The organism is Gammaproteobacteria bacterium (genome assembly GCA_014075255.1).
In the GTDB taxonomy this organism is placed as follows: Bacteria; Pseudomonadota; Gammaproteobacteria; order UBA4575; family UBA4575; genus JABDMD01.
Window position 1 is genome coordinate 70,001 of the sequence record CP046178.1, and the last position, 17,323, is coordinate 87,323.

16 protein-coding genes and 2 rRNA genes (1 of these 18 only partly in view) are annotated in these 17,323 nt (G+C 41.4%); 15 read left to right on the forward strand and 3 right to left on the reverse strand.

Annotation, left to right across the window (positions count from 1 at the left end; genetic code table 11):
* The 4 genes from GKR92_00375 to GKR92_00390 all read left to right on the forward strand — a co-directional run.
* Nucleotides 1-2,685 (forward strand): 23S ribosomal RNA (locus GKR92_00375); it begins 232 nt to the left of the window's first position.
* Nucleotides 2,686-2,818: 133 nt separating this feature from the next.
* Nucleotides 2,819-2,934: ribosomal RNA gene (rrf, locus tag GKR92_00380) — 5S ribosomal RNA — on the forward strand.
* A gap of 244 nt (nucleotides 2,935-3,178) precedes the next feature.
* Nucleotides 3,179-4,537, forward strand: coding sequence for a hypothetical protein (locus GKR92_00385; protein ID QMU60234.1), 1,359 nt, complete (start codon nucleotides 3,179-3,181; stop codon nucleotides 4,535-4,537).
* A 15-nt stretch (nucleotides 4,538-4,552) separates the two neighbouring features.
* Nucleotides 4,553-5,218, forward strand: a complete 666-nt coding sequence (locus tag GKR92_00390) for a hypothetical protein (GenBank protein ID QMU60235.1) — start codon at nucleotides 4,553-4,555, stop codon at nucleotides 5,216-5,218.
* Between the two features lie 59 nt (nucleotides 5,219-5,277).
* On the opposite strand, the gene GKR92_00395 is transcribed toward GKR92_00390, so the two are convergent.
* Nucleotides 5,278-5,721 carry a group 1 truncated hemoglobin gene (locus tag GKR92_00395; GenBank protein QMU62673.1) on the reverse strand — a complete coding sequence of 148 codons (444 nt, stop codon included), beginning with the start codon at nucleotides 5,719-5,721 and terminating at the stop codon, nucleotides 5,278-5,280.
* Nucleotides 5,722-5,913: 192 nt separating this feature from the next.
* Here GKR92_00395 and GKR92_00400 point away from each other — a divergent pair, with 192 nt between their 5' ends.
* Nucleotides 5,914-7,797, forward strand: coding sequence for an ATP-binding cassette domain-containing protein (locus GKR92_00400; protein QMU60236.1), 1,884 nt, complete (start codon nucleotides 5,914-5,916; stop codon nucleotides 7,795-7,797).
* Here the strand turns inward: GKR92_00400 and mnmH are convergent.
* The gene (gene mnmH / locus GKR92_00405; protein QMU60237.1) at nucleotides 7,794-8,876 is read right to left on the reverse strand and encodes a tRNA 2-selenouridine(34) synthase MnmH; all 1,083 of its coding nucleotides are present in this window, start codon (nucleotides 8,874-8,876) and stop codon (nucleotides 7,794-7,796) included. The genes GKR92_00400 and mnmH overlap by 4 nt on opposite strands.
* Nucleotide 8,877: 1 nt before the next feature.
* Nucleotides 8,878-9,549 carry a DUF3047 domain-containing protein gene (locus tag GKR92_00410; protein QMU60238.1) on the reverse strand — a complete coding sequence of 224 codons (672 nt, stop codon included), beginning with the start codon at nucleotides 9,547-9,549 and terminating at the stop codon, nucleotides 8,878-8,880.
* An 80-nt stretch (nucleotides 9,550-9,629) separates the two neighbouring features.
* Between GKR92_00410 and GKR92_00415 the strand changes: the two genes are divergently transcribed.
* The 10 genes from GKR92_00415 to GKR92_00460 all read left to right on the forward strand — a co-directional run bounded on the left by GKR92_00415 (nucleotide 9,630) and on the right by GKR92_00460 (nucleotide 17,239).
* Complete coding sequence (locus GKR92_00415; protein ID QMU60239.1) at nucleotides 9,630-10,673, forward strand: alpha/beta fold hydrolase; 1,044 nt, start codon at nucleotides 9,630-9,632, stop codon at nucleotides 10,671-10,673.
* A 35-nt stretch (nucleotides 10,674-10,708) separates the two neighbouring features.
* Nucleotides 10,709-11,791 carry a GDP-mannose 4,6-dehydratase gene (gene gmd, locus GKR92_00420; GenBank protein QMU60240.1) on the forward strand — a complete coding sequence of 361 codons (1,083 nt, stop codon included), beginning with the start codon at nucleotides 10,709-10,711 and terminating at the stop codon, nucleotides 11,789-11,791.
* A gap of 16 nt (nucleotides 11,792-11,807) precedes the next feature.
* Nucleotides 11,808-12,734, forward strand: coding sequence for an NAD-dependent epimerase/dehydratase family protein (locus GKR92_00425; protein ID QMU60241.1), 927 nt, complete (start codon nucleotides 11,808-11,810; stop codon nucleotides 12,732-12,734).
* A gap of 81 nt (nucleotides 12,735-12,815) precedes the next feature.
* On the forward strand, nucleotides 12,816-13,301 hold the full coding sequence (gene hisI, locus GKR92_00430; GenBank protein ID QMU60242.1) for a phosphoribosyl-AMP cyclohydrolase: 486 nt from the start codon (nucleotides 12,816-12,818) through the stop codon (nucleotides 13,299-13,301).
* Nucleotides 13,302-13,316: 15 nt separating this feature from the next.
* The gene (locus tag GKR92_00435; protein ID QMU60243.1) at nucleotides 13,317-14,402 is read left to right on the forward strand and encodes a mechanosensitive ion channel; all 1,086 of its coding nucleotides are present in this window, start codon (nucleotides 13,317-13,319) and stop codon (nucleotides 14,400-14,402) included.
* An 18-nt stretch (nucleotides 14,403-14,420) separates the two neighbouring features.
* On the forward strand, nucleotides 14,421-14,597 hold the full coding sequence (locus GKR92_00440) for a zinc-finger domain-containing protein (protein ID QMU60244.1): 177 nt from the start codon (nucleotides 14,421-14,423) through the stop codon (nucleotides 14,595-14,597).
* 242 nt (nucleotides 14,598-14,839) lie between these two features.
* Entirely contained in the window at nucleotides 14,840-15,232 is a 393-nt protein-coding gene (locus GKR92_00445) for a hypothetical protein (GenBank protein ID QMU60245.1), read from the forward strand.
* Between the two features lie 14 nt (nucleotides 15,233-15,246).
* Entirely contained in the window at nucleotides 15,247-15,477 is a 231-nt protein-coding gene (locus tag GKR92_00450) for a hypothetical protein (protein QMU60246.1), read from the forward strand.
* 88 nt (nucleotides 15,478-15,565) lie between these two features.
* Entirely contained in the window at nucleotides 15,566-16,693 is a 1,128-nt protein-coding gene (locus GKR92_00455; protein ID QMU60247.1) for an NAD(P)/FAD-dependent oxidoreductase, read from the forward strand.
* Nucleotides 16,694-16,705: 12 nt separating this feature from the next.
* The gene (locus tag GKR92_00460; GenBank protein QMU60248.1) at nucleotides 16,706-17,239 is read left to right on the forward strand and encodes a DUF1641 domain-containing protein; all 534 of its coding nucleotides are present in this window, start codon (nucleotides 16,706-16,708) and stop codon (nucleotides 17,237-17,239) included.
* Nucleotides 17,240-17,323 lie beyond the last annotated feature (84 nt).

Consider the following 17,323-nt stretch of genomic DNA (forward strand, 5'->3'; position numbering starts at 1 on the left):
CCGAGATTCCCTAAGTAGCGGCGAGCGAACGGGGACCAGCCCTTAAGCTTATTGATTGCTAGTAGAACGCTCTGGAAAGTGCGGCCAAAGACGGTGATAGCCCGGTATACGAAAGCACTGATTAAGTAAAATCGAGTAGAACGGGACACGAGAAATCCTGTTTGAACATGGGGGGACCATCCTCCAAGGCTAAATACTCTCTACTGACCGATAGTGAACTAGTACCGTGAGGGAAAGGCGAAAAGAACCCTGGTGAAGGGAGTGAAATAGAACCTGAAATCGTATGCATACAAGCAGTGGGAGCACCTTCGGGTGTGACTGCGTACCTTTTGTATAATGGGTCAGCGACTTACTTTTAGTGGCAAGCTTAACCGCATAGGGAAGGCGTAGGGAAACCGAGTCTTAATTGGGCGAATTAGTCGCTAGGAGTAGACCCGAAACCGGGCGATCTATCCATGGTCAGGGTGAAGGTGAGGTAACACTTACTGGAGGCCCGAACCGGGTAATGTTGAAAAATTATCGGATGAACTGTGGATAGGAGTGAAAGGCTAATCAAGCTCGGAGATAGCTGGTTCTCCTCGAAATCTATTTAGGTAGAGCCTCATGTATAACTCCAGGGGGTAGAGCACTGTTATGGCTAGGGGGTCATCCCGACTTACCAACCCATTGCAAACTCCGAATACCTGGAAGTTCAATCATGGGAGACACACGGCGGGTGCTAACGTCCGTCGTGGAAAGGGAAACAACCCAGACCGCCAGTTAAGGTCCCAAAATTACAGCTCAGTGGGAAACGATGTGGGAAGGCTAAAACAGCCAGGAGGTTGGCTTAGAAGCAGCCATCCTTTAAAGAAAGCGTAATAGCTCACTGGTCGAGTCGGCCTGCGCGGAAGATTTACCGGGGCTAAGCTGTATACCGAAACTGCGGATGCTGCATTCTTAGGAATGTATGCATGGTAGAGGAGCGTTCCGTAAGCCGTTGAAGGTGTGTTGAGAAGCATGCTGGAGGTATCGGAAGTGCGAATGCTGACATGAGTAACGATAATGCGGGTGAAAAACCCGCACGCCGAAAACCCAAGGGTTCCTGCGCAACGTTAATCGGCGCAGGGTTAGTCGGTTCCTAAGGCGAGGCCGAAAGGCGTAGTCGATGGAAAACTGGTCAATATTCCAGTACTTTGTATTACTGCGATGGGGGGACGGAGAAGGCTAAACATACCGGACATTGGTTGTTCCGGGGAAAGTGTGTAGGCAGAGGTCTTTGGTAAATCCGGGATCTTAATGTCGAGACACGAGACCATCGGTCTTTGTACCGAGAAGTTGTTGATGCCATGCTTCCAAGAAAAGCCTCTAAGCTTCAGGTAATACAGAACCGTACCCCAAACCAACACAGGTGGGTGGGATGAGAATTCTAAGGCGCTTGAGAGAACTCGGGTGAAGGAACTAGGCAAAATAGCACCGTAACTTCGGGAGAAGGTGCGCCTTGGCTGGTGATGAGACTTGCTCTCTGAGCTGGCTAAGGTTGCAATAAAATGGTGGCTGCGACTGTTTACTAAAAACACAGCACTCTGCAAACACGCAAGTGGACGTATAGGGTGTGACGCCTGCCCGGTGCCGGAAGGTTAATTGATGAGGTTAGTCTTCGGACGAAGCTTTTGATCGAAGCCCCGGTAAACGGCGGCCGTAACTATAACGGTCCTAAGGTAGCGAAATTCCTTGTCGGGTAAGTTCCGACCTGCACGAATGGCGTAACGATGGCCACACTGTCTCCACCCGAGACTCAGTGAAATTGAAATCGCTGTGAAGATGCAGTGTACCCGCGGCTAGACGGAAAGACCCCGTGCACCTTTACTACAGCTTTACATTGAACTTTGAACCTGCTTGTGCAGGATAGGTGGGAGGCTTCGAAGCGATCACGTCAGTGGTTGTGGAGCCAACCTTGAGATACCACCCTGGCACGTTTGGAGTTCTAACCCAGGTCCCTTATCGGGATCGGGAACCATGTATGGTGGGTAGTTTGACTGGGGCGGTCTCCTCCTAAAGAGTAACGGAGGAGCGCGAAGGTACCCTAAGTACGGTCGGAAATCGTACGGTTTGTGCAAAGGCATAAGGGTGCTTGACTGCGAGACAGACACGTCGAGCAGGTGCGAAAGCAGGTCTTAGTGATCCGGTGGTTCTGAATGGAAGGGCCATCGCTCAACGGATAAAAGGTACGCCGGGGATAACAGGCTGATACTGCCCAAGAGTCCATATCGACGGCAGTGTTTGGCACCTCGATGTCGGCTCATCACATCCTGGGGCTGAAGCAGGTCCCAAGGGTATGGCTGTTCGCCATTTAAAGTGGTACGCGAGCTGGGTTTAGAACGTCGTGAGACAGTTCGGTCCCTATCTACCGTGGGCGTTTGAGATTTGAGGGAAGCTGCTCCTAGTACGAGAGGACCGGAGTGGACGAACCTCTGGTGTTCCGGTTGTCACGCCAGTGGCATTGCCGGGTAGCTATGTTCGGAAGGGATAACCGCTGAAAGCATCTAAGCGGGAAGCCTCTCCCAAGATGAGATCTCACTGGGAATTTAATTCCCCTGAAGGGCCCTTGAAGACTACAAGGTTGATAGGCTGGGTGTGGAAGCGCAGTAATGCGTGAAGCTAACCAGTACTAATTGCCCGTGCGACTTGACCATATAACACTCAAGCGAATTGAGTTGTTTATGAATAAAGTTGAAGTCCAAGAAAAATATCTTGGCAAGACAAGTCTATACTTGAAACCTAGTTACAATCCAAAATTAGAATTTACTGAAAGTTAATTTCAGTAAGTTCAGCCAGTTTGCCTGGTGACCAAAGAGCGTTGGTACCACCCGATCCCATCTCGAACTCGGAAGTGAAACGGCGTATCGCCGATGGTAGTTTGGGGTCTCCCCATGCGAGAGTAGGACATTGCCAGGCATCAAATTGAACCCTCAGTGCTTTTAAGTGCTGAGGGTTTTTTTATTTACGGTGGTGAGCTCTCGTTGCTCGAGGCCGTTCTCGGCCATCCCTGGCCTACACGGCACTTGTGCATCCTGCACATCGTAGGGCATTGCCAGGCATCATATTAGAAAAGCCCTGTAATTTATTGCAGGGCTTTTTTTATGCTTACTTATATAATTGCATACATGATTTATCATTTACAAATATTGGCTGGTGATGAGTGACTGAGCATACGCCAAGTATTAAAAAATTAGCACGTACTTTTCTTTCAATAGAAACTATGTTGCCAGAACTTGAGCAAGAAGCTGCAAGCGCTAAAAACGAACGCGAAGGAATTATTACTGCTAAATATTTTAAACCTGATCAAGATGAGCGCATTAAAGAGTGGTTTACTAAATTTCTAACATTGCGGGAAAGCCTTTGGGAAATCATAGATGAAGTTCATCAGCAAGCCGCCATAAATATTAATGATATTAAAACAGATGATGAATTTCGATTATTTATAATAGGTTTTAGTGCGGCTTGCCAGGTCGTTAGATTGGATCGTTTGTTGTTAGAAAGGGTAGCTACCCATACTTTTATTCAACGTAAGTTAAACGAAGAAATTCCTGAGAAAAATATTGAACCGAAACAGTTCACCAATATCTTTGAGGCTTTCGTAGATGTAAGAAATGCGCATAAGATTCTACAAGCGATACGGTTTCTAGATCGCAATCGTAGCAAGATAGGTAGCTTATTGGATGATGAGGAGGTGGGTAATTTTGTTAGAGCTTTTCCGCAATATCGTAATTATCTAGATGAACACAAGAGAAACTATTTAAAACGCAGCGTGGACTTTTTTCGGCACGCTTTTCGTAGGCGGGGTGCCCGCATAAAACAGCAGACACAGTTTAGACTTTTAGAAGTGTCTGGACGAGTATTGTCAGAATGTGTGAATAAGACGAATAAGCAAGTCACACATGAGATTCGAGAACAACTTCGTCAATTTTTAAAACCTGGGGATGTGTTTGTAACCAGGCATAAATACGCGCTGACGAACGTATTTCTTCCTGGGTTTTGGCCACACTCAGCCATCTATATTGGTACAGAAAACGAGCGTGAAGCATTGGGTATTGAAGTGTCAACTCAAATACAAGAAAAATGGCAAGGAAGCATTTGCACATTTGAAGCACTCAAGGACGGTGTTCGAATGCGAACATTGGAAAATACATTAGCTGTGGATGGGTTTGTAGTGTTGCGTCCCACTGTGTCACAAAAGGGAATTAAGCAAGCCATAGAAAGAGTTATTGCTCACGAGGGTAAGCAGTATAATTTTGATTTCGACTTCTTTCGTTCTGATCGTTTAGTTTGTACAGAGCTTACTTATCGAGCCTATGATGAAATTGAGCATATGAAGATTGAGCTTAAAGAGCGCGCGGGAAGGCCAACGTTATCTGCAGAAGATTTATGTGATTTAGCGCTTGATACCCAAATGTTCGATGCCGTGGCAATTTTTGGTGTGCAAAACGTGAATGATTTGGAAACTAACAAGCAACAAGTTACGAAATTTCTTAAGAATAGTTATTTAGCAAATAATTAAGATTTCAATGTACTGATGATTGTTATGAATGTATCAAAGGTAAGCTTTATTCTTGGTTTGGTGCTGGGTTCTTTTTGTGCTTTTGGGAAGGGCATGCCCAATGCATCAGAAATAGCAAGATTACACGTTAAAAAATTACATGACTCTGAAACCATATTTGATTTAAACAGTCTTCCTGTTTGTTCAAGGTACGGCTGTTTAAAAATTACGAATGTGTCACTAACCAATGAGCAGTGGGGAAGTGTCGTTGCTGCGTTTAATACTCGTACTGTATCAGCTGCGAAAGAGCGAAAATTGTTGTCAGTTGTTATTGGGCAAATAGAGGCTATTGTAGGTGCTAAGAACAATACGCACAGCGATGTTGGTGGGACGTTTAATATTTACTTAAATCCAGGTCAGGGTAAAAGCGAGCAAATGGATTGTATAGATGAATCTGCAAATACCTTATTGTATTTAAGAATTTTACAGCAACAGCGAAAATTATATTGGCATGATATCTATGGATTAAGTGGTCGGGGAGGTATTAGGGCGGGTTATCCGCATACAGCAGTTTTAATTATTGATAAAAAAACCGGTCAAAAATATATTATCGATTCTTGGTTCCATGATAATGGTGAGCCGGCTGAAGTTGTTCCACATAAAGTGTGGAAAAAAGGTTGGAAGCCTGGTGAGAAGTATTAGATTGTTGTAAATGCACCTCGCAGATATTGCGAGGTGCATCGAGCTATTGTAAGTATATTTTAGTTAACAAGAGTGTCTGTAATGATATGAGAGTTAACAATGTCCTTGCGAACTGACCATAGAATAGCAAGTACTTCATTTTGTTCTTGTTGCGCCATTTTATGCATTGCGCATGCTGCTAGCACGTCATCTACTACTGCATTAAATTCCATTTCATTAATGTTCATGCCTTTGTGAGCAGACTTCATGTCCATGCCTTTATATTCAACATCGGTCGCACCAGTTGCTGCAGCAAAAATTTCAAATACTCTTTTCTTTACGTAAGAAGGGTCGCTGCCAGCGAAGCGATCTTTCACGATTGGATTTTTAGCATGGTTGTTCCATATATCTTCTACAATAGCTTTAACCTTATCTTTGCCACCAATACGGTCATATAAAGATTTAGCTGCTGGGGCAGCAGCAGAAGTAGATGAATCGGGTGTTTCTGATGAGCATGCAACCATTAGTGTTGCTGCAAAAAATATTGGTATGAGGCTGATAATTTTCATTTTGTAAACTCCGTGTTCTCAGCGAGAATTTCGATTTTATTTATTCATATATAGTACTCATATTCAGACTTTCTTACTACTCTTGTATATGGCCTATATCATTGATTTGTATATGCTAATTTAAACAAATAAGACTATAAAGCAAACATGACCTTAGTTCGATTTGATGAGGTGTCGCTTGAGTTTGGTGACACGCCATTATTAATGGAAGCCAATTTTGCCATTGAGGCGAAGGAGCGCGTGTGCCTGATTGGTCGTAATGGTGCGGGTAAGTCGTCGATGCTGAAGATGATTGCCAACGAGCTGCAACCGGATCATGGCTTGGTGCAATGGAAAGGTAATCTGCGTGTCAGCACACTTGAGCAGAATTTATTAGAAAGCTCTGATGAGGTTGTGAAAGATGTTGTATTGCACGGATTGCAGGAGCAACAAAAGTTAATTGATCAATATAATGAACTATCTCATAAAGATTTAGATAAACAAGGTCTGAATGAATTGCATGATTTGCAACTCCTTATCGACGCTTGTGGAGGTTGGCAGCTGGCGCAACGTGTAGAAACCATCATGACGCAACTACAGTTGCCTGCTGAACAAAAGTTGAGTGAATTGTCAGGTGGCTGGCGTCGTCGTGTAGCGTTGGGGAAAGCATTGGTCTCGCAACCAGAATTACTTTTGTTGGATGAGCCCACTAATCATTTGGACATCAGTACGATTGAATGGCTGGAACATCATGTGCGGGGTTATCAAGGCAGCGTAATCTTTATTACTCATGATCGCACTTTTTTACAAAAGCTTGCGACACGTATTGTTGAAATTGATCGAGGCAAGCTAATTAGTTGGCCCGGGAATTATCAAAATTACCTTAAGTTAAAAGAAAAGGTGCTAGAAGAAGAGGAAACGAGCAATAAATTATTCGATAAAAAGCTTGCACAAGAAGAGGTTTGGATACGTCAGGGTATTAAAGCAAGACGTACACGTAATGAGGGCCGAGTTAGGGCGCTTAAAGCGATGCGTGAGGAACGTAGTAAACGAATTAAACGGGAAAGCTCAGCACGTGTGCATCTTGAAACAGCTGAAAAATCTGGAAAGAAAGTAATTGCTGTGCGTAATGTTACACATGGTTATGGCGATAGAACGTTAATTAAAGATTTTTCACTTAAAGTCCAGCGTGGAGATCGAATTGGTTTAATTGGTAATAATGGTGTCGGTAAAAGCACGTTGTTGCGAATTCTATTGGGTGAAATCATTCCAGAAAAAGGTACGGTTAAGCTTGGTACGAATCTAGAAATTGCCTACTTTGATCAACTTAGGCAGGACTTGGATTTAAATAAGACCATTGCAGAAAATATTGGTGATGGGAAAGATTATTTGACGCTACATGGTAAGCAACGACATGTAATTGGTTATTTGAAAAATTTTTTATTTAGCCCAAAACGCGCAATGACACCGGTAAAAGCATTGTCAGGTGGTGAGCGCAATAGGGTCATATTGGCAAAACTGTTTACTAAACCTGCAAATCTTTTGGTATTAGATGAACCAACCAACGATTTAGATGTAGAAATGTTGGAAGTGCTCGAGCAGCGTTTGGTTGAGTACTCAGGAACGTTAATATTGGTAAGTCATGATCGTGACTTTTTAGATAATGTAGTAACCAGTACGTTGGTTTTTGAAGAAAATGGTAGTGTGAAAGAGTATGTGGGCGGCTACAAAGATTGGGCGCGCCGCGGCAAACAGCTTTTAGAAACCGACGCTCCTGCTGGAGTAGGCGTGAATAATGCTGCTTCATCGGCTGCAAAAGAAGAAGAGAGAAAACCTAAGAAGTTAAGTTATAAATTACAACGTGAGTTAGATGAGTTGCCCGGGAAGATTGAAGAGCTTGAAAAGTTTATTCAGGGGTTGACGACTAAAGTTGAAACACCTGATTTTTATGACAAACCTTATGATGAAACGAGTGAAGTGCTTGAGCAATTGTCGACTGCACAACAAGAGCACGATACGGCAATGCAGAGATGGTCAGAGTTGGAGAGTTAGCTTTCTAGGTATTCTTTGCAGGCTTGGTAGTCTCCACGAAAGCAAATAAATTCCTCGCGTTTTTTTAATTGGTCTTCATACATAGGGTCATAATAGTTTTCCAAGATGATTTTTAGCCAGTCATAATGGTTTGAGATATCGCCTGTGAGAGAATGTTGTTTAAGTGCGTGTTGCATTGCTTTGTAAGCAACTTCATAACGCGCCGGTCCTAAGCGCTTTTGTATTTTTTCTAGCCCGAGTAGTAAATAGTTAGAAAATGATTGAAGTGCACTGTTTGAGTCTAAAGATTCAAACTCAGAATGCATGTCTATTACATACTCTTGTATCAATCTTTCTAGCCTTGCTTCATAAGGCTCTTCAATAACTACTAACTGAGACTCACGCATTTTTCCAAATAAAGATTTTGGCAGTCCTGCTTTGCCAATGGTGCGAGCCTCATCTTCTAAAATGATATTTAAGATATTTTTGTGTCTTAGCTTCAAAAAATCTATCGCTAAAATATTTTCAAAATTTACTTGGTTGTTTTGAGGTTGCGCATGGCCACCAAAACTTGAGCCGCGATGATAAGCAGCCGCTTCTAAATCTATCGCATTGTCTAGTTTATTGATAAGTATAGTTTTAGCGGAGCCTGTTTTACCGCCTACGAGCATAAAAGAACAATCTTTTGCAGCATGATCAAGTTCATTTAATAAGAATGTTCGTAGGGCTTTGAATCCTCCGGTTACGATGGGCAGATCTACACCAGCTTCTTGCATCCATTGTTGGGCTATTCTGGAGCGTAAACCGCCACGAAAGCAATATAGCGAACCGTTCGGATTTTGATTTGCAAATTTTACCCAGGCAGCGATTCGTGCTTCGCGTATTTCACCTTGTACCAGCTCGTGGCCTTTCTCTATTGCTCTGTCTTGGCCAAGATTTTTATAGCAAGTGCCTACAATCTCACGTTGTTGGTTATCCATGATTGGTAGATTCTTAGATGTAGGGAATGCGCCACGCTCAAATTCAATTGGAGCCCGTACGTCCATCATGGGGGAATTATTTAAAAATAATTCTGTGTAGAGCTGATAGTTTTCTTGCATGCTAGTCGCGGGAAAAATAAATATCACCGTAACTCGCGCTTGCAATGCCTTTGGAGTTATCGGTGTCGGTCATGATGGCAACACCATCGATATATTTTGGTAGTTTTTTAAAATATAGCATCAGGTCTTCTTTGATATTAATTTTTTCGTGCTGCCAAATATTTGTTTCATCACGGTTGGATCTAAGAGGGATCATAATTGCTTTGTCGGTAAAAGCATTGGGCCAATGTGATTCTGAGGAGTCATTACTAGACCATACATAGTTTAAAGCTTTTGCGCTTAATGGTGTGTATCCTGTTTTAAATACAACATAAATTCTTGCCGCGTAATCATCGCCGCTTTTGTCTTTTTCATTGAGTTCTGGCAAGGCTTTGTCTATCCGCCAACTCCAATTCAAAAAAGGAGTTTCATGTATGTTAACCTTTATTTTTTTGTATAAAGCAGATGCGGATTGCTTGCTCTCTGCATGTAAATAAGAATTCTGTTCTTCACTTTTAATAGAGTATTGCGTTTCACCTTTAAATGATTTGTTTTCCCAGTCGTCAAGGTCCATTTCTGAGAAGTGTGCAATCAGGATGGTTTCTTCATTCGATAAATCAGCAGTAACATCCATTGCCAATATTGTGATTAGAGCAACTAAAAGAGCCAATATGTATTTTTTAAGGGTTGTCATGTATATCCTTTTTTCAATCAATCATTTTCCCAATTAACGCTTTTCCTAGTAAGCTTCTATTTTTATAGTCCATTAATTAAATGCTAAATAACAAATACTATACTCAAGACCAGCATGGGCCCTATGAGTTCTATGCCTTAGGTGATTTTCAGCTTGAATCGGGTGAGATCTTAAATAATGCACAATTAGCTTTTGCAGTTCATGGCAAGTTAAATGAAGCGAAAGATAATGCCATTCTATTCACCATCATGTTCTCAGGCACGTCCAAGAATATGGAGCATTATATAGGCGCAGGTAAGGCGCTAGATCCTGAAAAGTATTGCATCATACTTCCTAATCAGCTGGGCGGTGGTTTATCTACATCCCCGCATAATATAGATGGGTCACAAGCCATGACGGGTTTTCCAAATATATCCATAGCCGACGATGTAGCTGCGCAGCGTAAATTGCTAACTGAGTATTTTGGAATTCAAGAACTACAGTTAGTAACCGGTTGGTCGATGGGTGCGCAACAGACCTATGAGTGGGCAATACGCTATCCAGATATGGTTAAACGTGCGGCACCTATTGCTGGAACAGCTAAATGCACGTCGCATGATGCATTATATGTAGATGTATTTAGTGATGCGCTGAAGTCTGACCCTGCTTGGAATGGCGGCAACTATACTGAAGTGCATAGTTGCAAACTCGGGCTGAAGCGTTTAGCGAACGTGTTTGCTTTGATGGGTTGCTGCACAGAGTTCTATAATAAAGAACAGTGGGTAAAATTAGGTTTTGGCTCTATGCAGAAAATGTTAGAAGGTTTTTGGCATGCTTGGTTTCAGCCGATGGATGCCAACGCACTTTTAACTCAAGCTAAAAAATGGAAAAGTGGAGACTCTAGCAAGCACGCTGGAGGAGATTTAGTTCAAGCGCTTAAAAGAATTAAGGCAAAAACCTATGTTATTGCATTCGAGCAGGATATGTTTGTACCTGTGAAGGATTGCAAATATGAACAGAAGTATATTGCAAATAGTGAATTAATAGTGATTCCATCTTTAATGGGGCATTTCGCCATGTTAGGTTTGCTGGAAGAAGATTTTGCAGCGATTAATGATACATTCATGTCGTTGTTGAGCAGTTAAAAATTTTATAAATAGGATTTGAATAAAACTGAAAAATGAAAAAAGCATTGATAACTGGGGTTACTGGGCAAGATGGCTCCTATTTGGCTGAGTTTTTGTTGGATAAAGGATATGAAGTGCACGGCATTAAGCGCCGAACCTCGCTGTTTAATACGGACCGTATTGATCACCTATATCAAGACCCGCACGAGAATAATCGTAAGTTTATTTTGCATCATGGGGATATGACAGATTCGTCAAGTTTAATTAGGATTATGCAAGAGGTGCAACCTGATGAAATTTATAACCTTGCTGCACAAAGTCATGTTGCGGTTTCATTTGAGGAGCCGGAATATACGGCAGACTCGGATGCTTTGGGCGCGCTACGTTTACTAGAAGCGATTAGAATTCTTGGGTTAGAGAAGAAAACTAAGTTTTATCAGGCATCTACTTCAGAGCTTTATGGGAAGGTGCAGGAAATTCCTCAAAATGAAAACACACCATTTTATCCTCGTTCTCCCTATGCTGTAGCTAAACTTTATTCATATTGGATTGTTGTGAATTATCGTGAGGCGTACGATATCTTTGCGTGTAATGGCATCTTATTTAATCATGAGTCACCTGTTCGCGGAGAAACATTTGTAACAAGAAAGATTACACGTGCACTTGCCCGTATTAAACTGGGCTTAGAAGATGCTTTGTTTTTAGGAAACATAGATGCAAAGCGAGATTGGGGGCATGCACGCGATTATGTTGAAGCGCAGTGGTTGATGCTGCAACAAGATAAGCCTGAAGATTTTTGCATAGCTACCGGTGAGCAGCACAGTGTTAGAGAATTTGTAAGTATTGCAGCAGAAGAGCTTGCTATGAATATTGAGTGGTCGGGCAGTGGCTTGCAAGAAGTAGGTAAAGATGAGTCTGGTAAAGAAATAGTTAAAGTGGACCCACGCTATTTTAGACCGACAGAAGTAGAAACATTATTAGGTGATCCGAGTAAAGCCAAACAAGAACTAGGTTGGGAGTGTAAGGTTAGTTTCAAACAGTTAGTTCGTGAAATGGTTCAAGAAGATTTGGCTCTTGCGCAACGCGATGCCATGATTAAAGAGAAAGGCTATAAGACCTTTGACTATAAAGAATAATTTTCGATTCGCCTAAATGGATAAAGATGCAAAAATTTATGTCGCTGGGCATCGAGGCTTGGTCGGGTCAGCGATTGTCCGAAAGCTTAAATCACTAGGCTTTGAAAACATACTTACAGCTACAAGAAATGAACTTAATTTAGTAGATCAAAAACAAACGTATCAGTTTTGCCAAGATCATAAACCTGAGTACGCGTACATTGCTGCTGCAAAAGTAGGTGGAATTCATGCTAACGATCATTACGCAGCAGATTTTATTTATAATAATTTAATGATAGAAGGGAATTTGATACATGCTTTATATGAAGCAAATACTAAAAAAGCGTTATTTTTAGGAAGTACCTGTATTTATCCTAAATTAGCTAAACAACCTCTAAAAGAAGAGTATTTGCTAGGTGGGCCATTGGAAGAAACCAATGAGTGGTATGCAGTTGCAAAAATTGCAGGTATTAAGCTCTGCCAAGCATACCGTAAACAGCACAATGCGGATTTCATTTCGGCAATGCCTACTAACTTATATGGTCAGGGTGATAATTTTGATCTTGAGACATCCCATGTATTGCCAGCCCTAATGCGAAAGATTCATGAGGCAAAAATTAATAGTGATGAAAAAGTTATAGTGTGGGGGACAGGGGTCCCTAGACGTGAGTTTTGTCATGTGGATGATTGTGCGGATGCATGTATTTTCTTGATGCGTGAATACTCCAGTGGTGAAATTGTAAATATTGGCGTTGGATTAGATTTGTCAATAACGGACTTGGCTCAATTAATCAAAGAAGTGGTTGGTTTTAATGGAGATATTGAGTACGACACAAATAAGCCTGACGGAACACCAAGGAAGTTGGTAGATGTTTCTAAAATTAATGATTTGGGCTGGCAGGCAAAAATTCCACTAAGGGAAGGCCTGGAGCATACTTATCAATGGTTCTTAAATAATCAATAAGTATATCCATTACTTATTAGACTGTTCTAATAAATAAGCCTGTATAATTCCATTTTTGTTTGAATAATCTGTTACAAATTTATGACTGCACATTTTAAATGGTTTGGAAAACGTGAATCCGTTGAAGAGGTGGAAGAGGGTAAAACACTTGCACCTAAATTTGATGAACATGGTCTGGTTCCGGCGGTCACCACTGCGGCGGAGTCTGGTGAGTTGCTGATGCTTGGTTATATGAATGCTGAGGCATTAGAAAAGACAATTGAAACTGGCGAGGCTCATTATTGGAGTCGTAGCCGTGAATGCTTATGGCATAAAGGTGCTAGCAGTGGTTTGGTGCAAAAGATAGTTGAGTTGCGCATTGATGATGATCAAGACGCGGTCTGGCTGCGAGTAGATGTGGTGGGTGATGCGAGTTGCCACGTTGGTTATCGTTCGTGTTTTTACCGTGCGATACCTACCGGTGATAATCCTGGCGAAACACCAATTAAAATGGAATTTAAAGAATACGAGAAAATGTTTGATCCTAAGGAAGTGTACGGAGATGCTCCAAATCCAACTAAGCTATAACTAGGATTATTTCTTATGGAACAAATTCAGACGCTTTATGGTTCTTGGCTCGCAATCTTTGGGCCAAACCCGTATTTCAAAGCATTTGGAATTGTTCTAGCATTTGCGGCTTTTGCCTTAATCTTTAACCTTGTAGTTATTCGTTTTTTAAAACGTATAACTGCTAAGACATCGATCAAAGGTGACGACCATATTCTTGAACTTATACAAAAACCTATTTTTGTAAGTTTAGTGATATTCGGGTTTGTGCAAGCCATAAAAGTTTTGCAAATGCCTGAGAATGTTGTGTCTACAACGGAGGCTATTTTAAAGACGATCGTTATTCTTCTTTGGGCATCCTTTGCTATAAAGTTTTCAAGATTCTTATTACAAGCAATTAGTTCTAGAAAAAGCACTGATAAAAATAAAAGTCAGTTAATACAGCATAGCACTCTGCCTTTATTTAGTAATCTCGCCCTAATGATTATTGTGGCGGCAACAATATATATGTTGTTTTTGGCTTGGGGGGTTGATGTAACGGCTTGGTTGGCTTCTGCGGGAATTATAGGTTTAGCGCTTAGTTTTGCTGCGAAAGACACCTTGGCGAATTTATTTGCAGGTGTGTTTATATTGGCGGATTCACCTTATAAATTAGGTGATTATATTGTCCTAGATACAGGTGAACGGGGCAAAGTAACGCATATTGGAATTCGTAGTACCAGGATGCTCACGCGTGATGATATTGAAATTACCGTTCCTAATTCGGTTATGGGTAATGCAAAAATTACCAATGAGGCGGGAGGACCAAATAGTAAAAGACGTATCAGGGTAAAAGTGGGCGTTGCTTATGGGAGTGATATTGACCAAGTTCGTGATGTATTAGAACAGGTTGCCAAAGATAATGAGAAGATTTGCGGTTTGCCAGAGCCACGGGTGCGGTGTCGGAACTTTGGTGCTTCAAGTGTAGATTTCGAATTATTAGGTTGGATCGATCAACCTGTGTTGCGTGGGCAGGTATTAGATCAGTTATATACAGATGTGTATAAGAAGTTCATGGAACATAACATCGAGATTCCTTATAGTAAGCAAGATGTGTATATAAAGAGTATGCCGCAAGCTTAATAAAAACGAAAATATATAATGATGAAAACAGCTGCTAGCGTTGCACAAGTAAATCCAAACGATAAGGAAGTTGCCTGTGATGGCGGCGGCGGTGTGTTGGGTCATCCCATGGTTTATTTGCCGTTTGGTAAAAATTCATCAGTAGAATGTTATTACTGTGGAAAACATTTTGAGAAAAGTCTGCCTAAAAAATAAACAGGTAAATAGGTAAGTAAAATAAGACTAATAACTTATAGTTATTTGAATATTTATTCTTAACGTTAATCGCAACCTAATCTATACAAGCTATCTAAAATAACCTATCTATATTAGATAGGAATTAAGTTTCTTTTTTATAGACTAATGTAAAAGCTTTTCGTCTGTAAGCTGATCATGTACATTTGCACCCCTTCGAAAGGATTTCAAATTTTAATAAGCCTAAATTAAGTGAGGGAAATATGGCATCAGATAGGATAAGTGTGATGGTTACATCCGGTAGCCGCGAACAACTACAAATGGCAGCTATGGTAGCTTCAGTTGGAGCTGTTAGTGGCAATGACGTAACCGTATTTCTGTCTATGAATGCGTTAAAGTTTTTTGTGAAAGATTCATCTGATAAAGCACCTGCTGAAGGTGAAATGGGTGTTCTATTAGAAGAGAAAAATGCACCAGATTTTATGGAATTGTTTGGGCAAGCTGTGGAGTACGGAGATGCTAAAATTTCCCCATGCTCAATGGCGGTCGATATACTCGAGCTAAAGCCAGATGATTTGCAAAGTTTTGTCTCAGAACCATTAGGTTTAACTGCCTTTTTGAGTGACGCCTCTGAAGGCCAAGTTTGGCATTTTTAAGTTAAGGAGAACACATGTCGGAAAGAAAATTAGTTGATGCAAAAAATACATTTTGTCCAGGCCCTTTAATGGAGCTAATTGGGCAAATGAAAATGGCAGAGATTGGGGATGAATTAGAAATTTTGTCTACTGATCAAGGTTCAGCAGCGGATATCCCAGAATGGATTAATAAAGTAGGTCATGAAATGGTGGAAAGTTTTGAAAACGATGGTGTTTGGCACATTGTTGTTAAGAAAACCAAATAGATTCATTAAGACATTGGTCAAAACATTTACCAAAACTTTTAAGAGAATAACGAATCAATACTTATAAATATAAGAAGAGGGGTTAAACATGAAAATACTCGTTGTAGGTGGCGGAATGGGCGGAACTATTCTGGCTAACAATCTAGCAAGAAGATTAACTGGTGAAATAAAAGCTGGTAAAGCAAGTATTACTATGTTGTCGGCATCCGATAAGCATATGTATCAACCAGGTCTTCTCTATGTAGCGGTTGGTAAAATGTCACCCGATGAATTGTATCGAGATCAAGTAAGTCTACTTGAGTCGAGCATTACCTTTCGTGTTGATCCGGTTACTAAATTTAATCTTAAAGAAAATAATGTTGTTACTGAAAGTGGTAAGCAATATGACTACGACATTATTGTTATTTCTACCGGTTCACGTGCACATGCTGAAGGGACACCAGGCCTAAATGAAAATGCAGCTCAGTTTTATACTGAGGCAGATGCAGTGAAAATGTTTAAGACTTTGCAGAACTTTGAAGGTGGTAAGGTAGTGGTTGCAGTGGGTGTGCCTCACAAATGCCCAATGGCACCACTAGAAATTACATTTATGTTGGCAGATTACTTTCAAGAACGTGGTATCTGGGACAAGGTTCAATTGCACTACACTTACCCAATTGGTCGCGTGCATAGTTTAGAGCCTGTAGCCAAATGGGCGCAGCCAGAATTTGACCGTCTCGGTATTACCTATGAAACCCTATTTAATATGAAAGAGGTTCAGCCAGGTAAAGTGCTTAGTGAAGAAGGAACTGAGGAAGAATATGACTTACTAGTTACGGTACCTGCGCATAAAGGTATGCAAGTAATTGAAGATAGTGACCTAGGTCCAGGTGGCTTTATCCCAACAAATCGCACACGTCTGAATATCGAAGGTTATGAAAATGCGTTTGTAATAGGTGACACTACTAACTTGCCAATTAGTAAAGCAGGCTCTACCGCGCACTATGAAGCTGAAGCCTTGGCCGAAAACATTGCCTCTACTATTAAAATCGGAACTCCGGTTCGTGATTACGATGGCAAAGTGTTCTGCTTCATTGAGGCAGGTGAAGGTAGGGCAACGTATGCGATGTTCAACTATCAGAACCCACCTGATCCAAAGGCGCCTACTAAAGGTATTCATTGGTTTAAGACGGCTTATAACAAAATGTACTGGGCCACTGCGCGCGGTTTACTATAGGGGGACATTGTCATGAGCGAATTTCAATCAATGCAGACAGAAGCTGAGCGTATTTTTGAAAGTGCAGCGGATGCGCTTTCGGATGATATTGTCGGTAGACTTGGCAGCACCATGGGCGATGGGCTTATGTTGTTGGATCAAGTTAGTCGCAGTAATTTAGATAAGGCAATCCCTTTAATTGATCATCTTGTTGAAACTGGCGATTTAGAGCGTGCAGCTAATTTAGTGCGTGTGCTCGGTGCAGCAGGTGATGCAATGAGTGATGATATCGTCGGTAGACTTGGTGAAATGGCGAGTTCATTAATGATTATTGCAGATCGTATTTCACGAAATGAAAATATTAATAAATTGCTAGATCTACTAGAGCGTGACTACATGATAGATATGTTGACTAGCATGTGTGAAGCGGCAGCATCGGCAAAAGCGAGTCACGATACGCCATCTGCTGGAGGAATCATGGGCTTGTTGAAGACTATGAAGGACCCGGAGGTGCAACAAGCGTTGCAGTTTATGTCTAAGTTCAGCGCTGGATTTAAAAACAGTTAGCACATTGCTTTTGAGTTACTAAAACCTCTGTTGAAGAAGAGTTCTTTGGCAGAGGTTTTTTTATATCTGTTATTTTTTGCTGAT

Coding starts and splice junctions, on each gene's coding strand:
- GKR92_00390 (QMU60235.1), top strand. CDS start 4,553: ATGATTGTTATGAATGTATCAAAGGTAAGCTTTATTCTTGGTTTGGTG.
- GKR92_00395 (QMU62673.1), bottom strand. CDS start 5,721: ATGGTTGCATGCTCATCAGAAACACCCGATTCATCTACTTCTGCTGCT.
- GKR92_00400 (QMU60236.1), top strand. CDS start 5,914: ATGACCTTAGTTCGATTTGATGAGGTGTCGCTTGAGTTTGGTGACACG.
- mnmH (QMU60237.1), bottom strand. CDS start 8,876: ATGCAAGAAAACTATCAGCTCTACACAGAATTATTTTTAAATAATTCC.
- GKR92_00410 (QMU60238.1), bottom strand. CDS start 9,549: ATGACAACCCTTAAAAAATACATATTGGCTCTTTTAGTTGCTCTAATC.
- GKR92_00415 (QMU60239.1), top strand. CDS start 9,630: ATGCTAAATAACAAATACTATACTCAAGACCAGCATGGGCCCTATGAG.
- gmd (QMU60240.1), top strand. CDS start 10,709: ATGAAAAAAGCATTGATAACTGGGGTTACTGGGCAAGATGGCTCCTAT.
- GKR92_00425 (QMU60241.1), top strand. CDS start 11,808: ATGGATAAAGATGCAAAAATTTATGTCGCTGGGCATCGAGGCTTGGTC.
- hisI (QMU60242.1), top strand. CDS start 12,816: ATGACTGCACATTTTAAATGGTTTGGAAAACGTGAATCCGTTGAAGAG.
- GKR92_00435 (QMU60243.1), top strand. CDS start 13,317: ATGGAACAAATTCAGACGCTTTATGGTTCTTGGCTCGCAATCTTTGGG.
- GKR92_00440 (QMU60244.1), top strand. CDS start 14,421: ATGATGAAAACAGCTGCTAGCGTTGCACAAGTAAATCCAAACGATAAG.
- GKR92_00445 (QMU60245.1), top strand. CDS start 14,840: ATGGCATCAGATAGGATAAGTGTGATGGTTACATCCGGTAGCCGCGAA.
- GKR92_00450 (QMU60246.1), top strand. CDS start 15,247: ATGTCGGAAAGAAAATTAGTTGATGCAAAAAATACATTTTGTCCAGGC.
- GKR92_00455 (QMU60247.1), top strand. CDS start 15,566: ATGAAAATACTCGTTGTAGGTGGCGGAATGGGCGGAACTATTCTGGCT.
- GKR92_00460 (QMU60248.1), top strand. CDS start 16,706: ATGAGCGAATTTCAATCAATGCAGACAGAAGCTGAGCGTATTTTTGAA.